This window comes from Methylobacterium adhaesivum (assembly GCF_022179065.1).
Taxonomy (GTDB): Bacteria; Pseudomonadota; Alphaproteobacteria; order Rhizobiales; family Beijerinckiaceae; genus Methylobacterium; species Methylobacterium adhaesivum.
In genome coordinates this window covers 34,877-50,104 of sequence record NZ_BPQD01000028.1, presented here as the reverse complement: position 1 = coordinate 50,104, position 15,228 = coordinate 34,877, and the positions used below count along the sequence as shown (strand labels likewise).

16 protein-coding genes are annotated in these 15,228 nt (G+C 67.4%); 9 read left to right on the top strand and 7 right to left on the bottom strand.

Annotated elements, in window-relative coordinates:
* Window positions 1–65: 65 nt before the first annotated feature.
* Both MFF01_RS17760 and MFF01_RS17755 read right to left on the bottom strand, forming a co-directional pair.
* A complete protein-coding gene (locus MFF01_RS17760; protein WP_238227453.1) occupies window positions 66–1,835 on the bottom strand; it encodes a diflavin oxidoreductase in 1,770 nt (589 codons plus the stop codon).
* Between the two features lie 122 nt (window positions 1,836–1,957).
* Window positions 1,958–2,464 (bottom strand): Lrp/AsnC family transcriptional regulator, encoded by a 507-nt coding sequence (locus MFF01_RS17755; RefSeq protein WP_238227451.1) that lies wholly within the window; start codon window positions 2,462–2,464, stop codon window positions 1,958–1,960.
* A gap of 227 nt (window positions 2,465–2,691) precedes the next feature.
* Here MFF01_RS17755 and MFF01_RS17750 point away from each other — a divergent pair, with 227 nt between their 5' ends.
* The 7 genes from MFF01_RS17750 (at window position 2,692) to MFF01_RS17720 (ending at window position 8,981) form a co-directional block, all read left to right on the top strand.
* Window positions 2,692–3,501: a phosphoadenylyl-sulfate reductase gene (locus MFF01_RS17750; RefSeq protein ID WP_238227449.1), complete on the top strand. Its 810-nt coding sequence runs from the start codon at window positions 2,692–2,694 to the stop codon at window positions 3,499–3,501.
* Window positions 3,498–4,427: a sulfate adenylyltransferase subunit CysD gene (gene cysD, locus MFF01_RS17745; protein ID WP_238227448.1), complete on the top strand. Its 930-nt coding sequence runs from the start codon at window positions 3,498–3,500 to the stop codon at window positions 4,425–4,427. The genes MFF01_RS17750 and cysD overlap by 4 nt, the downstream gene beginning before the upstream one ends.
* A gap of 1 nt (window position 4,428) precedes the next feature.
* Window positions 4,429–5,841 carry a sulfate adenylyltransferase subunit CysN gene (gene cysN / locus MFF01_RS17740; RefSeq protein WP_238227447.1) on the top strand — a complete coding sequence of 471 codons (1,413 nt, stop codon included), beginning with the start codon at window positions 4,429–4,431 and terminating at the stop codon, window positions 5,839–5,841.
* A 148-nt stretch (window positions 5,842–5,989) separates the two neighbouring features.
* Complete coding sequence (locus MFF01_RS17735; RefSeq protein ID WP_238227446.1) at window positions 5,990–6,679, top strand: class I SAM-dependent methyltransferase; 690 nt, start codon at window positions 5,990–5,992, stop codon at window positions 6,677–6,679.
* A gap of 77 nt (window positions 6,680–6,756) precedes the next feature.
* Window positions 6,757–7,959, top strand: coding sequence for a pyridoxal phosphate-dependent aminotransferase (locus MFF01_RS17730; RefSeq protein WP_238227445.1), 1,203 nt, complete (start codon window positions 6,757–6,759; stop codon window positions 7,957–7,959).
* Window positions 7,960–8,389: 430 nt separating this feature from the next.
* Complete coding sequence (locus tag MFF01_RS17725) at window positions 8,390–8,668, top strand: hypothetical protein (protein ID WP_238227444.1); 279 nt, start codon at window positions 8,390–8,392, stop codon at window positions 8,666–8,668.
* A gap of 94 nt (window positions 8,669–8,762) precedes the next feature.
* Complete coding sequence (locus tag MFF01_RS17720; RefSeq protein WP_238227443.1) at window positions 8,763–8,981, top strand: hypothetical protein; 219 nt, start codon at window positions 8,763–8,765, stop codon at window positions 8,979–8,981.
* 52 nt (window positions 8,982–9,033) lie between these two features.
* On the opposite strand, the gene MFF01_RS17715 is transcribed toward MFF01_RS17720, so the two are convergent.
* Complete coding sequence (locus tag MFF01_RS17715) at window positions 9,034–9,423, bottom strand: hypothetical protein (protein WP_306421619.1); 390 nt, start codon at window positions 9,421–9,423, stop codon at window positions 9,034–9,036.
* Window positions 9,424–9,833: 410 nt separating this feature from the next.
* On the opposite strand from MFF01_RS17715, the gene MFF01_RS17710 reads away from it, so the two are divergent.
* Together MFF01_RS17710 and MFF01_RS17705 are read left to right on the top strand one after the other, a co-directional pair.
* Window positions 9,834–10,043, top strand: a complete 210-nt coding sequence (locus MFF01_RS17710; protein ID WP_026175704.1) for a cold-shock protein — start codon at window positions 9,834–9,836, stop codon at window positions 10,041–10,043.
* Between the two features lie 189 nt (window positions 10,044–10,232).
* The gene (locus tag MFF01_RS17705) at window positions 10,233–10,463 is read left to right on the top strand and encodes an AsnC family transcriptional regulator (RefSeq protein WP_238227440.1); all 231 of its coding nucleotides are present in this window, start codon (window positions 10,233–10,235) and stop codon (window positions 10,461–10,463) included.
* 446 nt (window positions 10,464–10,909) lie between these two features.
* Here MFF01_RS17705 and MFF01_RS17700 read toward each other — a convergent pair whose 3' ends face one another.
* The 4 genes from MFF01_RS17700 to trpA form a co-directional block, all read right to left on the bottom strand.
* Entirely contained in the window at window positions 10,910–11,794 is an 885-nt protein-coding gene (locus MFF01_RS17700; RefSeq protein WP_238227438.1) for an outer membrane protein, read from the bottom strand.
* Between the two features lie 117 nt (window positions 11,795–11,911).
* Window positions 11,912–13,237: a bifunctional folylpolyglutamate synthase/dihydrofolate synthase gene (locus MFF01_RS17695; protein WP_238227437.1), complete on the bottom strand. Its 1,326-nt coding sequence runs from the start codon at window positions 13,235–13,237 to the stop codon at window positions 11,912–11,914.
* Between the two features lie 20 nt (window positions 13,238–13,257).
* Complete coding sequence (gene accD / locus MFF01_RS17690; protein WP_238227510.1) at window positions 13,258–14,160, bottom strand: acetyl-CoA carboxylase, carboxyltransferase subunit beta; 903 nt, start codon at window positions 14,158–14,160, stop codon at window positions 13,258–13,260.
* Between the two features lie 37 nt (window positions 14,161–14,197).
* A complete protein-coding gene (gene trpA, locus MFF01_RS17685; protein ID WP_238227436.1) occupies window positions 14,198–15,052 on the bottom strand; it encodes a tryptophan synthase subunit alpha in 855 nt (284 codons plus the stop codon).
* Window positions 15,053–15,228: the final 176 nt, after the last annotated feature.

Below are 15,228 nucleotides of genomic sequence, written 5' to 3'. Positions count from 1 at the left end.
CTTCCCCTCTCCCGCCTGCTCCGCAGGCACCCTCCCCCGCAGAGGGGGGAGGGTTCAGTTCGCTCCTAGTACACGTCCTGCTGATAGCGATGGGCGCGCTCCAGTGCCGCGACCGCCGCCTCGGCGTCGGCGTCGGTCAGGGATTTCACGGTGGCGTAGGCGCGTACCACGGCGTTGCGCACGTCCTTGGCCATCCGGTTGGCGTCGCCGCAGACATAGAAGCTGGCGCCGCCGTCGAGCCATTCCACGAGTTCGCGGGCGTGCTGGGCGATCCGGTCCTGCACGTAGACCTTCTCGGGCTGGTCGCGGGAGAAGGCGACGTCGATCTTCGTGAGTGAGCCATCTTCCAGGGCCTCCTGCCACTCGAGCTGGTACAGGAAGTCGTGGGTGAAGTGGCGGTCGCCGAAGAACAGCCACGACCGTCCGGGCGCCTCGACGGCACGGCGCTCCTGCACGAAGGCGCGGAACGGCGCGACGCCCGTGCCGGGCCCGACCATGATGATGTCGGTCGACGGATCCTGCGGCAGGCGGAAGTGGCGGTTGGGCTTCAGCTTCACCCGTAGCTTGGCGCCGTTCTTCACGCGGTCGGCGACATGGGTCGAGGCGACGCCGGCGCGGGCCCGGCCATGGGTCTCGTAGCGCACGGCCGCGATGACGAGGTGGACCTCGTCGCCCACTTCCTTGCGCGACGACGCGATGGAGTAGGCCCGCGGCGGCAGGGGCCGGGTGATGGTGGTGAGGTGGTCGGCCGTGACGGTGGCCGGGAAGCTCTGGATCAGGTCGATGAGATGGCGGCCCTCGATCCAGGCCTTGGCCTCGCCGCTGTCGATGAGCTTCTGCGCCTCGGCATGGCCGGTGGCCTTGGCGAAGCGCTCCACCGTGGTGGCCGACAGGGTGGTGATGTCGCGCTCGGAGAGCAGCGCCTGGCGCAGGGCGGCGTCGCCCGAGAGCCCGGTGGCGGCCAGGATCTCGTCCACGAGGGCCGGATCGTTCTCGGGGTAGATCTCGAGGCTGTCGCCCGGCTCGTAGGCCGGCGCGCCGTCCTCGAATTCGAGGGCAAGGTGGATCGTCTCCTTGTCGGACCGCGACGAATTCAGGTTCACGTGGTCGACGACCTCGACCACCTTCGGCTCACGGCTCGGTTCGGCCTCCTCGTCGTCCTCAACGGCGCGGGCCGCGAAATCGACGGCCACGACGTTGTCGGCGCTGGGCGGCGGGGTCAGCGCCTTGAGGGTGTTCTTGATCCACTCGGCGGCGGGCTTGTCGAAATCGAGGTCGAGGTCGGCGCGCTCGTAAGCACGCTTGGCACCGAGGGCCTCGAAGCGGGCGTCGAGCGCCTTACCGATGGCGCAGAACTCCGCGTAGGAGGTGTCGCCCAGAGACAGCACGGCGAAATCGATGCCGTCGAGGCGCGGCGCGCCTTCGCCCATAAGTTCGCCGTAGGCCCGCGTCGCCCGGGCGGGGGGCTCGCCCTCGCCCCAGGTGGCGGCGATGGCGACCACGTGTTTTTCCTTGGCGAGGCTCGCCACGTCGAGGTCGAAGAAATCCACGACCTTCGGCTTGAAGCCGTTCTTGCGGGCGAGCTTGGCGAGATCGCCGGCGAGCTTCTCGGAGTTGCCCGATTCGCTCGCGAACAGGATCGTCAGGGGCTCGGCCGCCTTCGGTGGTGCGGCCGGAACGGCGGCGGGCTGGCCGCCGGCGGCGTCGAGGCCGGCGAGGAAGCCGGCGAGCCAGGCCCGTTGGATCGGGGTCGCGGCGCCGAGGACGGCGTCGAGGCTCGCCCGTTCCTTGTCTTCGAACGGGGCCGTGCGGGGAAGGATCGCGTGTCGTGCCATTGGGTGAGCCATGTCGTCCTGAGCGGCCGCCCGTCCAACGGAATGTCCGTTTTACAGAACGACGTCACGGTAGAAGGAGCTGCCTGCGGTTGCGCCGCAAAACAGAAGTTTATTCTTTCGCCCTATTCCCCCGCGACAACCGACAGGGTCGGCGCGAAGCGTCCGTTGGTCGGCGGGGCCGGCAGGGGCAGGGCGGTCGTGGACTTCACCTTCTCCATGGCGAAGCGCGACGTGACGTTCTTCAACGGCAACGTCGCGATGAGATGCTTATAGAAGGTGTCGTAGGCGCGCATATCGGCCACGACGACGCGCAGCATGTAATCCACATCCCCCGCCATGCGGTAGAATTCCAGAACCTCGGGCATGGCCGAGACGGTTTCGGCGAAGCGCTCTAGCCATTCTCGGGAATGGTCCGCCGTCTCGATGGAGACGAACACGGTGAGACCGAGGCCGAGCTTCACCGGGTCGAGCACGGCGACGCGGCGATCGATGACGCCGTCCGCTTCGAGGCGCTGAATGCGCTTCCAGCAGGGGGTCTGCGACAGGCCGACCCGCTCGCCGATGGTGGCGATGGACAGGGTGGCATCCTGCTGCAGCAGCCCGAGGATCTTCAGATCGATGGCATCCAAGGTCGCCTCGTATCGGTTCCGGGACGGCGACACGTGCGGGAGAGCACGGCACGCCGTTCGTATGAGAAGGATCTTTCCTGATCAGGCAACCGATCTCGGGATCGGACCGTTGCCCGATCGCACCGCCCACACGGCCGGAAATCCGGCACAAAGGCGGTGATGCCTTGACAGCGTTCGTTATAGCGAACATTTCAGTCCTCAGACAAGCGGACATTCCGAACACCGTTATGAGCTCTCAACTCGAACACGCGGCGCGCGAACTGGCCGCCCGCATGGCGGACCTCGACCTGAAGGGCCGCGTTGCCGTGATCGAAGCGACCGTGCCCGGTCGCCTCGTCTTCACCACCAGTCTCGGGATCGAGGACCAGGCTCTGACCCACGCCCTCGCCATGGCGAAGGGGCGCACCGAGATCGTCACCCTCGACACGGGGCGGCTCTACCCCGAGACCTACGACACCTGGACCGAGACCGAATCGGCTTACGGCATCCGCATCCAGGCCTACGTGCCCGAGCGCGAGGCCGAGGAACGCTTCGTGCGCGAGGAGGGCATCAACGGCTTTCGCCAGTCGGTCGCCGCCCGGCAGGCCTGTTGCGGCTTTCGCAAGGTCGAGCCTCTCGGCCGGGCCCTGGAGGGGGCGGCAGGCTGGCTGACAGGCCTGCGTGCCGGGCAGTCGGCCAACCGGGCGGACACGCCGCTGGCCGAGGCCGACGCGGCGCGTGGCCTCATCAAGATCAACCCGCTCGCCGACTGGAGCCGGGCGGACGTCGACCGGTTCGTCGCCGACAACTACATCCCCTACAACGTTCTGCACGATCGCGGTTTCCCGTCCATCGGCTGCGCGCCCTGCACCCGCGCCATCAAGGTGGGCGAGGACGAGCGCGCTGGGCGCTGGTGGTGGGAGCAGACATCGAAGAAGGAATGCGGCTTGCACATTCATACGCCCGAGCAAATCCCCGAGGCCCGCGTCCAGCCGGGCCAGGAGCCGGCCGCGTTCGAGACCCCCAATCGCAACCTGTCCCCGGAGATGGCCCGATGAGCGCCGCCCTCGCAGCCACGCGCGCCGAGCGCCTCACCCATCTCCAGCGCCTGGAGGCCGAGAGCATCCACATCATGCGGGAGACCGTCGCCGAGACGGAGAACCCGGTGATGCTCTACTCCATCGGCAAGGATTCGTCGGTGCTGCTGCATCTGGCGCTCAAGGCCTTCGCGCCCGGCCGGCTGCCGTTCCCCCTGATGCACATCGACACGACGTGGAAGTTCAAGGAGATGATCGCGTTTCGCGATTCCCGGGCAAAGGAGCTCGGCCTCGATCTCATCGTGCACACCAACCAGGAGGGCTTGGCGCGCGGCGTCGGTCCGATCAGCCACGGCTCGGAAGTCCATACCGACGTGATGAAGACCCAGGCCCTCCGGCAGGCCCTGGACAAGCACAAGTTCGACGCGGCCTTCGGCGGCGCGCGCCGCGACGAGGAGGCGAGCCGCGCCAAGGAGCGCATCTTCTCGCTCCGCACGGCCCAGCATCGCTGGGACCCCAAGCGCCAGCGCGCCGAGCCGTGGCACCTGTACAACCTCCGCAAGAAGCGCGGTGAATCCCTGCGGGTGTTTCCGATCTCGAACTGGACCGAACTCGACGTCTGGCTTTACATCGAGCAGGAAAACATCCCGATCGTGCCGCTGTATTTCGCCAAGCCGCGCCCCGTGGTGGAGCGCGACGGCCAGCTCATCATGGTCGACGATGCACGCCTGCCCCTGGAGCCGGGTGAGACCCCGCGGGACGTGTCGGTCCGCTTCCGCACGCTGGGCGACTATCCCCTGACGGGCGCCGTCGAGAGCGACGCCGCAACCCTGCCCGAGATCATCGGCGAGACCCTGGCGGCCCGCACCTCGGAGCGCCAGGGCCGCGTCATCGACAAGGACGGTGCCGGCGCCATGGAGCGCAAGAAGCAGGAGGGCTATTTCTAAGATGACCATCCATCAATCGCCCGAAGCCTTCGGCTACGACAGCTTTCTCGCCGCACACCAGAGCAAGGAGGTGCTGCGCTTCATCACCTGCGGGTCCGTGGATGACGGCAAGTCGACCCTCATCGGCCGCCTCCTGCACGACACGAAGCAGATCTTCGACGATCAGGTGACGGCCCTTCAGCGCGATTCGCGCAAGCACGGCACGCAAGGGCAGGAGATCGATCTCGCGCTCCTCGTGGACGGCCTCCAGGCCGAGCGCGAGCAGGGCATCACCATCGACGTCGCCTATCGGTTCTTCTCCACCGACCGGCGTTCGTTCATCGTCGCCGACACGCCCGGCCACGAGCAGTACACCCGCAACATGGCGACCGGCGCCTCGACGGCCGACGTGGCGGTGATCCTGGTCGACGCCCGTCAGGGCCTGACCCGGCAGACGCGACGCCATGCGCTCCTCGTCTCGCTACTCGGCATCAAGCGCGTGGCGCTCGCCATCAACAAGATGGATCTGGTCGGCTGGTCGCAGGACAAGTTCGACACCATCACGACGGCGTTCGAGGCGTTCGCCGCGCCCCTCGGCTTCACCGAGGTCCGGGCGATTCCGCTCTCAGCCAAGAACGGCGACAATGTCGTGCTGCCGGGCGCCGCCGCCACCTGGTACACGGGCACGCCCCTGCTTCGGTACCTCGAGGAGGTGCCCGTCCACGTCGAGGAACAGGCCGCCCCGTTCCGCATGGCGGTCCAGTGGGTCAACCGGCCGAACTCGGACTTCCGTGGCTTCTCCGGCCTCATCGCCAGCGGCCGGATCGCCCCCGGCGACGCCGTTGTCATCGCGCCGTCCGGCCGGACCTCGACCATCGCCCGCATCTATACCGCCGACGGCGACCTGCCGCACGCGGTGGAGGGCCAGTCGGTGACCCTCGTCCTCACCGACGAGGTCGATGCCTCGCGCGGGTCCGTCATCGCACCCGTCTCCGCTCCGATCCGCGTGACGGACACCCTGGACGCGCGCCTGTTCTGGGCGGCCGAGACCGAGCTGTCCCAGGGCGCGACCCTGCTCGCCAAGATCGGCACCGTGACGGTCAACGCCGTGGTGACCACGATTCTCAGTCGGATCGACCCCGAGACGGGGCAGGCCGAGCCGGTGACCCGGCTTGTTGCCAACGACATCGGCGACGTGGTCCTGACCCTCGACCGCGCCGTGCCCGTGGATGCCTACGCGGCCAACCGCGACACCGGCGGTTTCATCCTTATCGACCGCGAAACCACGGACACGGCGGCCCTCGGCCTTGTCCAGGCGCCCGCATCGGCACCCAAGCCCGCCACGGTCAACGCCGCCGAGACATCGATCGACGCAGCCGAGTCCGCCAAGTCCGGCGGCCTGCTCGCCGGCATCAAGCGCCTGTTCGGGGGCTGAGTTCGACCCAGGACATTTCGACTGAAGACAGCGCCGCCGCGTCCGACAGGGCACGGCGGCGTTGTCGCGTCGGGAGGTGACGGGCGCGGGTTCGGCATGCGACACGGCCGGCGCGGCGCGCTCGCCCCGGGATCGGTCTGAAGGAAACATGGCGAACTTCCACTTCGTCGAGGATTATGAACGCTACGTCGCCGACCTGATGCGCCAGCATCCCCTCGAGACGGCCATGAGTCTGGCGGTCGGGGGCTCCTACGAGGCGGTGGGCGCCATCGAGGCCGCGATCCTGCTGCATGCGGGCCTCGCGCCCGGCATGGCGGTGGTCGATCTCGGTTGCGGCAGCGGCCGCCTCGCGGTGGCGTTGGCCAAGGGCTTGGACGTCTCGTATCTCGGCCTCGACGTTGTGCCGGCACTCCTCGACTACGCCCGCACCAAGGCCCCGAAGGCCTACAAGTTCGTCCTCAACCGCGCCCTGTCCCTGCCCGTGGAGGCGCAGTCCGTGGACATGCTGTGCGCCTTCAGCGTGTTCACGCATTTGCTGCACGCCGAGACCTATCTCTACCTCGAGGACGCCCACCGGGCCCTGCGTCCGGGCGGACGGGTGGTGCTGTCGTTCCTCGAATTCGCCATCCCCGACCATTGGGCGGTGTTCGAGCGGACGGTGCAGGCCCAGCGCGCCAGTACGGTGCCGCACCTCAACCAGTTCCTGGAGCGCAACCAGATCACGATCTGGGCGCAGCACCTCGGCTATACGTCCGTCGACTTCATCGACGGCAACACCGCGCCTTGGCCCTCGGGGGCGCCCCTGGGACAGTCCATCGCTGTCTTGACCAAGGGGTGAGCCGTCTCTTGCCCGAATAACCCCCCGCGCTTAGGGTCCGGCCCGTCCTGAAATCACAAAAAATCCGGAGCTGTCCCATGGGCTTTCTCGCCGACGCCCTGTCGCGTGTGAAACCGTCCGCGACCATCGCGATGACGCAGAAGGCGCGCGAGCTCAAAGCCGGCGGGATGGATGTGATCAGCCTCTCGGTCGGCGAGCCGGATTTCGACACGCCCCAGCACATCAAGGACGCGGCCGTCGCGGCCATCGCCCGGGGCGAGACCAAGTACACGCCCGTCTCCGGCATCGTGCCCCTGCGCGAGGCCATCGTGAAGAAGTTCAAGCGCGAGAACGGACTGGACTACAAGGCGTCGCAGACCATCGTCGGCACCGGCGGCAAGCATGTGATCTACAACGCGCTGCTCGCCACCCTGAACCCCGGCGACGAGGTGGTGATCCCGCGCCCCTACTGGGTCTCGTATCCGGAGATGGTGGTTTTGTGCGGCGGCACGCCGGTCTTCGCCGAGACCACCATGGAACATGACTTCAAGCTCCAGCCCGATGAGCTGGAGCGCGTGATCACGCCGAAGACGAAGTGGATCATCCTCAACTCGCCCTCGAACCCCTCGGGGGCGGCCTACGCGCGGGATGAGATGAAGCGGATCACCGACGTGCTCCTGCGCCATCCGCACGTGTGGGTGCTCACCGACGATATGTACGAGCACCTCTGCTACGGCGACTTCGAGTTCGTCACGCCGGCCCAGGTCGAGCCGAACCTCTACGAGCGCACGCTCACGATGAACGGCGTCTCGAAGGCCTATGCCATGACGGGTTGGCGCATCGGTTACGCCGCCGGCCCGGAGACGCTCATCAAGGCCATGGACTTCGTGCAGGGCCAGCAGACGTCGGGCGCCTGCTCGATCTCGCAATGGGCCGCCGTGGCGGCCCTGGACGGCACGCAGGCGCACCTCGCCGAGTTCCGCAAGGCGTTCCATGCCCGGCGCGACCTCGTGGTGTCGATGCTGAACCAGACGCAGGGGCTGAAGTGCCCGACCCCCGAGGGTGCGTTCTACGTCTACCCGTCCTGCGCCGAGACCATCGGGCGTCGGGCGCCGTCCGGCAAGGTGATCGAGACCGACGAGGATTTCGTGCTGGAGCTGCTCCAGACCGAGGGCGTGGCCGCTGTCCACGGCTCCGCCTTCGGCCTCGGCCCCAACCTGCGCATCTCCTACGCCACCTCGAATGCGGCTCTCGAAGAAGCCTGCACGCGCATCCAACGCTTCTGCGGCGCCCTGCGGTAGGTTTCCCGTCAACGATGGCCACGCCGTGGGACGATGTCCTGCGGCGTGGCGGCCAGTTGCCGGCTTCCGGTCCGACCCCTACACCGATCCTCCCTGCTGCCGATGCGCTCGATGGTTTCGCGAACCCGCTCGGGCTTTGCATGGCGGCGGGGCCTGTCGTGACGGGGCGGTGCGGACCAGTTCTCTGCTCCGTTCCTGTGAGGCCTAGTGGGCCGGGTCGCGGCAGGTGTGTCACGGGCGCGGGGAACAGGAACCGTCGCCGTGGCGCAAGGCCCACCCTTCTCGAAACGTTTCAAGATGAGTCCCGGTGACCTGAACCGGGATGGTCACGCGCCGCGGATGGGAGCGGTCCTTTAACGATCCTGCGCGAGAGTCGTATCAGGCCGGGGAACCGGTTATGTGCCACCGCGTAGCTTCGGGCCAGACCACAATGAGACGCCTCCTCACGGGTGGCATCAAGGCGATCCTCGCCATCGCCGCGCTCTCCACCGCAGCCCACTGGACCATGCGTCTGCAGCGTGAGCCCACGGCCACGTCCTGGCCCGTGGCGTCGATTCCCGATCCGGTGACCACCGGCTCCATCGATGTGCGAAAGCCGGCATCGAGCCAGGACGTGACACGCGGCCTTGATCAGCGGCGGCTCTCCGAACTCTTCGCCGATACGACACCGGAAAAGGCCAAGGTCCAGAAGGCCGCTGCGAAGCGCTGAGGCGTCTTCACGAGCGGCGCGGGGCGGCGCCGTGCCGGAACCCGCCGCGGGGGGCTCGTGTTGGTGAACACAGCCCCATCGCAGGAGAGTCCGAATGGCCAATCCCGGCCTACCGATCCCCGAACCGTTGCCTGGTGGTATTCCGGGCGATCTGCCCGTGCCACCCACCCCCGACGAGCAGCCCGATATCGGCCCCACGGGTCCCCGCACGCCCTATCCGGTCAACGATCCAGGCATCGATTCTCCGGGCGGGCCCGGTTCGGAGCCGGATTACCTACCGGGTGGTCCGACGGACCCCGGCGTCCGGATGTAATCGGAGCGGGTTAGCGCCACGGCGCCGGCTGGTTCAGCTTAGGGCGAGCGCCCTAGTGGTCCCCGTGTGACGCACGCACATCGCGCGGGGCGCTCAAGATCTCAGAGAGGCTCGTCGCGACGTGACGGGCTTCTTCGTCAGTCAGGCGCAGCCGAAAGGGCGGCAAAGCGCCGGCCTGGAGCGCCACGACCGCCTGACCCTGTTCGTCCGTGCCCACCTCGATGGCCGACGAACTCACGTCGAGCATCGCCAGATCCTCATCGTCCATATCCTCCGGGCCATCGGTCTCGTCGGGCTCGTCGATGGCCGTGAGAAGATGGCCGACGGCGCGGACGAGGGCGCGGGCGGCGCGCGCATCCATCACCACGGCCGTCGCTTGGTCGTCCTTCTGGAAGGAGAGCTGAATGTTCGCGCCTTCGAGGGAAACCGAGATGCCCGCCATGAACCGCCTTAACCGCATCACTTCGAACGACCCACGCCAACGCCGATCCGTGACAGATCTCCGGCGTGCGAGCCGGGCCGCGGCGGACATTTCGTGGGCGGCTCTAACCGCCTGGACTCGAACTCTTATATGCACCGGAGCGCTTCGAATTCCCAGCGCCTGGCGCCATTGCCGCAGGCCATTCCCGCGCTCGCTGGGCGGCCCGGCACTCTTCCGGGGCCAGGGATGCCTTGTTGCGGCCGCATGAAACGACTACATGTGGTTCCAGCGGGTATCGGTGAGCCGGACGCTTGTAACACCAAAGCGTTTCACGTCCTGCTGGTCCCCGTCAGGACGTTTTGGAAGAGGATCTTCGCGTCGGCATCTCTTTTTGCTGTGCGAAGATCGACGAACGATACGAGGATCTATTCGTGAATACCGGCACTGTGAAATGGTTCAACGAGACCAAGGGCTACGGCTTCATCCAGCCTGACGATGGCGGCAAGGACGTCTTCGTTCACATCTCCGCCGTCGAGCGTGCGGGCATGCGCAACCTCATCGAGGGTCAGAAGGTCTCGTACGAGATCCAGACGGACAAGCGCAGCGGCAAGGACTCGGCCGGCAACCTCCAGGCGGCCTGACGCCCTCGGCGCCAGCCCTCAGGGCTGGCGTCAATCACGGTTCCGCCAGGAACCTTCACCGCCGATTGTCGCGCCGTTGTTCCGGGGAGGAACGCGTCGCCCGATCGGTTTTTTGCAACCTCAAGCGACGCTTACGGACCCGGCACGGGTCCCGCACATCACGAAATCTGAAAGTACACAAGAAAACATATGTTGTTCGAATACACCCGACGCCGCGGCGTCCGTTCGCCCGTTACTGATGCGGCGACCTTCCGGGTGGATCGTCTTAGGCAGGCCGCGCCACGCGGTACCCAGACGACCGACCTGAGCCATCTCATCGATTCCTCCTACAATTATCATTCGGCCCGCGAACTCCGTTGGCATCTGGCCGATCGGTTCGGCATGTTGCCCGAGGCCATCGCCCTGCGCGAGTACGCCTGACCGATTGGTCGCCAAGGCTGACCCTTGTGAAGGGATTGGTTCTTGAGTCTCGGCGTGTTGATCGCCCTGCTCGGCGTTCCGGGCTGTAGGCCTGTCTCTTAGCGGACACGTCGTGGAAGATGGTCGACGGATGCTGTTTCGTACCGTCCCTCGCCATCCTGCAGCGATGAGTCCGTGTGCCCAGAGGCGCACGGACCGATATCGCTTCAACGCCATAGGGTCTCGCGCGATCGCTTTCAGACCTCTGGGGTCGCATCGGAGTTTGCCCGGAGCTGCGCGCGGCGGGTGAACCATGCCCACTCCGATCTAGAATAGGCCGATGGAGAAAGGTCCGCAAAAAGGCCCGGTGCATGAGCACCGGGCCTTTCTTTTCGCCATCCCCGAACGAAGGAAGCCCGGCCTTTCGGCCGGGCTTCTCAGCTTCCGTGATGCGGAAACGTATCGGCTTAGTACGAGCCGAACTTGTAGTTCAGGCCGGCGCGGATGACAGCGAACTCGGTGTCGCGGCCACGGGTGTTGCCGATGGTGGTGGAGGCGTAGGAGGTGTTGGTGCGGAACTGCAGGCCGGTGCTGTTCGAGACGGCGAACACGTCGCTGGCTGCGGTCCGGTCGAGGTTCACGTACAGACCTTCGATCTTCAGCGTGACGGCCGAAGAGCGGAAGAAGTTCAGGAACGAGTCGGTCGGCAGCGCGTACTCGATGCCACCGCCGGCGGCGTAGCCGGTGCGGAAGCTGTCGTTGCCGCGGAAGCCACCGAACGAACGATCGGCGCTGCCCGAGCCGTAGGCGAAGCCGCCGGTGCCGTAGAACAGGACGCGGTCGAAGGCGTAACCGATGCGGCCGCGCACGGTGCCGAAGAAGTCGAGGCTGGACAGGCCGTTCGGGTTGATGAACGTCAGGTCCGGGTTCGGGGTGCCGATGAAGGTGGCATTACGACCACGGTTGCGGCCGAAATCGACGTACTGCGCGTCGGCTTCGATACCGACCACGACGCCGGAGCCCGGGGTGAACTGGTAGTTGTAGCCGATCTGGCCACCGCCCGTGAAACCTTCCTGCGAGCTACGGTCGGAGAAGATCGCAGCGCCGTTGCCGCCGACGAGGCCGGGGTTGCGGAAGATGCCCGAAGCGCCGCTGGCGACAACCGCCGTGGTGCCGTCGAAGCTGCTGGCGTCGAAGGCGTAACCGGCGTTGAAACCGGCGTAGAAGCCCGTCCAGGTGAACACCGGCACCGGCACGAAAACCGGCGGCGCGGCGCGGCGCGGAAGGTCGGCGGCCGAAGCGGCGGCCGTGAGAGCCGTGAAGGCTGCGAAAGACGTGAGAAGCTTTTTCATTGTTGATCCCCAGCGAGTTGCCCGATCGCTGGGCAAGCTACCCGAGTTTCCACAGCCAAGATGTAGCGTCGGGGTCACACTGGTCGTGGCGATGCGCTGGCATCCCGGGGGGTAATCTCAGGTTGGCGGCGTTCCGTTGGCCGTGAGGACCGCGCCGGCAAGGTAGAGCGAGCCGCAGATAAGGATGCGGGGCGGCTGGGCGAAACTCGCCGTGCACAGACCCTCGAGGGCGGCCTCGACGCTCGATGCCACGCGCGCCTCCAAACCGACTTCGAGGGCGATCTGTGCCACCTCCTCGGCCGGACGCGCCGCCATCTGGCCGGCGATGGGCACGGCGATGAGGGTGCGGGCGAGACCGACGAAGTTGCGCAGGAAGCCCTCAGCATCCTTCGTGCCAAGCAGTCCCACGATGAGGACGAGCGGCACGTCGCTGCGTTCCCCCAGGTCCGCCATGGCGGCGGCGAGGATGCGGCCGCCATCGACGTTGTGTCCGCCGTCGAGCCAGAGTTCCGCGCCGGCCGGCACGAGCTCCGACAGGCGGCCCCGGTTGAGTCGCTGCAGGCGGCCGGGCCAATCGACGGAGGCGAGCCCCGCCTCGATGGCCGCGGTCCCGATATCGCCGAAACCCGCCGCCCTCAGGGCCGCGATGGCCGTACCCGCGTTGGTGAGCTGGTGGCGCCCGTTGAGGCGGGGGCGCGGCAGGTCGAACAGGTCGATCTCGTCCTGGAAGACGAGGCGCCCCCGCTCGGCATGGACGGCGAAATCCTGGTTCCCGACGCGGATCGGATTGGCGCCGATGGAATCCGCGATGCGGCACAGGACCGAATCGGCCTCCGCGTAGTCCTGCGCGGCGATGACCGCCGGGCAGCCGGCCTTGAAGATGCCGGCCTTCTCGGTGGCGACGGCCTCGACGGTATCGCCGAGATACTCCGCGTGGTCGCGCCCGATCGGGGTGACCACGGCGCAGGCCACCCGATCGATGACGTTGGTGGCGTCCACCCGCCCGCCGAGGCCGACCTCGAGGAGAAGCACGTCGGCGGGGGATTCGGAGAACAGCAGGAAGGCCGCAGCCGTGGTGATCTCGAACACGGTGATCGGCTCGCCTGCATTGGCGGCCTCGCAGCGGGCCAGGGCGTCGGCCAGCTGCTCCTCCGGCACGTACTGCCCGCCGCCCACAGCCCCGATGCGGATGCGCTCGTGGAAGCGCACGAGGTGGGGTGAGGTGTAGACGTGAGCGGCCAAGCCCCCGGCCTCCAGGATCGCCCTCATGAACGCGATGGTCGAGCCCTTGCCGTTGGTGCCGGCGACGTGAATCACCGGCGGAAGCCTGCGCTCCGGATGGCCAAGGCGTTCGAGCAGGCGCTCGATGCGACCGAGCGACAGGTCGATCGTGCGCGGATGCAGGGCGAGGAAGCGCGCCATGAGCGCGTCGGAGGAATCCATGGGCGTCACGTCGGCGAGTCTCAGGCCGGTTCGGCCACAGGGGCCGGGCGGGGCGGGGTGGGCGTGTCCTGGTTCATGAGGAGGCCGCACAGGCGGGTGATGGTCTCCTTGAGGGCGTGCCGGTGGACGACCTGATCGATCATCCCGTGTTCGAACAGGTATTCCGAGCGCTGGAACCCGTCGGGAAGTTTTTCGCGAATGGTCTGCTCGATCACGCGCGGGCCGGCAAAGCAGATCAGCGCTCCGGGCTCTGCGAGGTGGACGTCACCCAACATGGCGTAGGAGGCGGTGACGCCGCCCGTGGTCGGATTGGTCAGCACCACGATGTATGGCAACCGTGCGGCTTTCAGCCGACGGATCGCCACGGTGGTGCGGGGCATCTGCATGAGCGAGAGGATGCCCTCCTGCATGCGCGCGCCGCCCGACGCCGAGAACAGGATGTAGGGCGTGCGCTTGTCCAGCGCCGTCTCGGCGCCACGCACGAAGGCCTCGCCCGCCGCCATGCCCAGCGACCCGGCCATGAAGGCGAAGTCCTGGGCCGCGAGGGTCATGGGCAGGCCGCCGACGCGACCGAAACCGATCTTGAACGCATCGGGCATGCCGGTCTTGGCGCGGGCGTCCTTGAGGCGGTCGGCGTAGCGCTTCTCATCGCGGAACTTGAGCGGGTCGGCGGCGACCTCCGGCAGGGGGACGTCGATCCACGTGCCCTCGTCGAACATCATCTTGAGGCGCGCCCGGGCACTCATCTTGAGATGGTGCTCGGAGCCGGGAATGACCCAATGGTTGCTCTCCACCTCCTTGTGGAACACCATCTGTCCGGTGTCGGGGCACTTGACCCAGAGGTTCTCCGGGGTCTCGCGCTTGAACAGGGTCTTGATCTTGGGGCGCACGACCTCCGAGATCCAGTTCATCGGCTCAACCATCATCGTGATGCCGTCCTCAAGAGATCTGGGAACCGAGTCAGGCTTTGACCGCTCGGCGCACGCCCGCGGCGAGGTCGCGCACCAGGGTGCTCACGGCCTCCACGGTTCCGGCCTGCGCTCTGCCTTCGGCATCGAGGCTCCCCCGCAGGGCGTCGATGAGGGCCGAACCGACCACGACGCCATCGGCGCCCCGGGCGATGGCAGCGGCGTCCGCCCCCGTCCGCACCCCGAAGCCGACGACGACGGGCAGGTCGGTGTGGCGCCGGATGCGCCCGACGGCGTCGGCCACCTTATCGAAATCCGGCGTCGCCGTTCCGGTGACCCCGGTGATCGACACGTAATAGACGAAACCGGCGGTGTTCGCGAGGACGGCGGGCAGGCGCTTCTCGTCGGTGGTCGGGGTCGCGAGGCGGATGAAGGCGAGGCCTTTGGCGAGAGCCGGCAGGCACAACTCGTCGTCCTCCTCCGGGGGGAGGTCGACCACGATGAGACCGTCGATCCCCGCCGCCACGGCGTCGTCGAGGAAGCGCGCGACGCCGTAGGTGTGGATCGGATTGTAGTACCCCATCAGGATCACCGGGGTCTCGGCATTGCCCTCCCGGAACCGGCGGACGAGGTCGAGGGTCTTCGCCACGCCCTGGCCGCCCTTGAGCGCCCGCAGCCCGGCCGCCTGGATCGCCGGGCCGTCGGCCATGGGATCCGTGAAGGGCAGGCCGAACTCGACGATGTCGGCGCCGGAGGCCGGCAGGGCTTCCAGCACCTTCAGGGAGGTTTCCGAATCCGGGTCGCCCGCCATCACGTAGGTGACGAGGGCCGCGCGTCCTTCCGCCCGGCACCGGGCGAAGGTCGCGGCGATGCGGGAAGGGGCGGTGACGGTGCTCGATACGGTCATGGGCGCTTGCGCTCTCGCGGCCGGCCCGGATCGCGGGCTTTCGGATTGAGCCGTCGCGCCTACACCATCGGGGCCGGCCCGTGAAGCACGGGCGGCATTCGGCCCATCGCTTCGTCTGTCTTCCGATCCGACGCAGTCCGTCAAGGAATGCTTAAGCGCCTTTCGAAAGCCGGTGT

Coding starts and splice junctions, on each gene's coding strand:
- MFF01_RS17760 (WP_238227453.1), bottom strand. CDS start 1,835: ATGGCACGACACGCGATCCTTCCCCGCACGGCCCCGTTCGAAGACAAG.
- MFF01_RS17695 (WP_238227437.1), bottom strand. CDS start 13,237: ATGGATTCCTCCGACGCGCTCATGGCGCGCTTCCTCGCCCTGCATCCG.
- MFF01_RS17750 (WP_238227449.1), top strand. CDS start 2,692: ATGAGCTCTCAACTCGAACACGCGGCGCGCGAACTGGCCGCCCGCATG.
- cysD (WP_238227448.1), top strand. CDS start 3,498: ATGAGCGCCGCCCTCGCAGCCACGCGCGCCGAGCGCCTCACCCATCTC.
- MFF01_RS17705 (WP_238227440.1), top strand. CDS start 10,233: ATGTTGTTCGAATACACCCGACGCCGCGGCGTCCGTTCGCCCGTTACT.
- trpA (WP_238227436.1), bottom strand. CDS start 15,052: ATGACCGTATCGAGCACCGTCACCGCCCCTTCCCGCATCGCCGCGACC.
- cysN (WP_238227447.1), top strand. CDS start 4,429: ATGACCATCCATCAATCGCCCGAAGCCTTCGGCTACGACAGCTTTCTC.
- MFF01_RS17700 (WP_238227438.1), bottom strand. CDS start 11,794: ATGAAAAAGCTTCTCACGTCTTTCGCAGCCTTCACGGCTCTCACGGCC.
- MFF01_RS17715 (WP_306421619.1), bottom strand. CDS start 9,423: ATGGCGGGCATCTCGGTTTCCCTCGAAGGCGCGAACATTCAGCTCTCC.
- MFF01_RS17735 (WP_238227446.1), top strand. CDS start 5,990: ATGGCGAACTTCCACTTCGTCGAGGATTATGAACGCTACGTCGCCGAC.
- MFF01_RS17730 (WP_238227445.1), top strand. CDS start 6,757: ATGGGCTTTCTCGCCGACGCCCTGTCGCGTGTGAAACCGTCCGCGACC.
- MFF01_RS17720 (WP_238227443.1), top strand. CDS start 8,763: ATGGCCAATCCCGGCCTACCGATCCCCGAACCGTTGCCTGGTGGTATT.
- accD (WP_238227510.1), bottom strand. CDS start 14,160: ATGGTTGAGCCGATGAACTGGATCTCGGAGGTCGTGCGCCCCAAGATC.
- MFF01_RS17725 (WP_238227444.1), top strand. CDS start 8,390: ATGAGACGCCTCCTCACGGGTGGCATCAAGGCGATCCTCGCCATCGCC.